Source organism: Rhodoferax sp. RT5P35, from assembly GCF_056521385.1.
The window spans coordinates 1-1310 of sequence record NZ_JBWMAX010000176.1 but is presented as its reverse complement, the minus strand read 5'-3'; the positions used below and the strand labels follow the sequence as shown (position 1 = coordinate 1310).

Annotated in this window: 1 protein-coding gene; it reads left to right on the top strand. The window is 67.3% G+C overall.

Annotation, left to right across the window (positions count from 1 at the left end; translation table 11 throughout):
- Positions 1-1310 (top strand): site-specific recombinase (locus tag AC097L_RS24735; protein WP_479589366.1); only part of this gene is annotated, 1310 nt, incomplete at both ends.

Here is a 1310-nt window from a genome sequence, read left to right as displayed (position 1 = left end):
GCCGGGCATCACGCTGTGGCAAGACGAGCTGCTGCAGGCCATTACTTTTTGCAGCAACCAGATCATGGCCACCGGCGTGGCATCGGAGTTGCGCTTGCGCATGAGCGCTGCCGCCCGGCATGATGAGCCGTTCAACAGCCTGTCGGCCGAGGTGGATGCCTTGCGCCGGGCTTTCATTGCCACGCCGCGCGAGCTGCCCGAGCTGGAGGCCGCCGCCCAGCGCCTGCGCGAGCGGCTGGAGCTATGCCGCCAGGCCGCCGCCAGCGTGTACCCGCACCTGAACGACCACGGCATCTCGGTCAACCTGGTGTTCATGCTGCGCCAGTTGCGCGAACGCCTGCTGCGGGTGCGCGATCTGATGGATTGCCTGCTCTCGCCCACGCCCGATGCCAGCGCCAGCCGCCTGGTGGTGCGCCTCACTTATGCCGGGCAGGAACGCCGCAGCCTGCGGGCGCTGGTGCGTGGCAACGCCTCGATGCTGGCCGCCAAGGTGACCGAGCGCAGCGCCGAAACCGGCGAGCACTACATCACCCGCGACCGGGCCGAGTACCGTGGCATGCTGATCAAGGCGGCAGGCGGCGGTGCGGCCACGTCGCTGACCACCTTGCTGAAGTTTCTGATCGGCGCGGTGGGCCTGACGGCCTTTTGGGCGGGCATGTGGTCGGGCGTGATGTACGCCGCCAGCTTTGTGATGATCCAGCTGCTGCACTGGACTCTGGCCACCAAGCAGCCGGCCATGACCGCCCCCGCCATGGCCGCCAAGCTCAAAGACCTGGGCAACAGCCGGGCGATCGAAGACTTTGTCGACGAAGTCACCCACCTGGTGCGTTCGCAGGTGGCGGCGGTGCTGGGCAATGTGGGCATGGTCACGCCCTGCGTGCTGCTGATCAGCTATGCGATGTTCTGGGGCAGCGGCAAGCACATGATCAGCCAGGCCGAGGCCGACCACGTGTTCCACACCCTGAACCTGCTGAGCCCCAGCACGCTGCTGTTTGCGGCGTTTACCGGCGTGCTGTTGTTTACCTCCAGCCTGATTGCGGGCGCGGTGGAAAACTGGTTTGTGCTGCACCAGCTGGATTCGGCCCTGCGCTACAACCCGCGCATCACCCGGGTGCTGGGCGGGGCGCGCGCCGACCGCTGGGCGCGTTTCATGCGCGAGCATATTTCGGGCTTTGCGTCGAACATCTCGCTGGGCTTCATGCTCGGCCTGCTGCCGCCGGTGCTGGCCTTTGTGGGCCTGGGGCTGGAGGCCCGCCACGTGACGCTGTCCACCGGCCAGTTGTCTGCGGCGGCTGCCGCCTACGGCAATC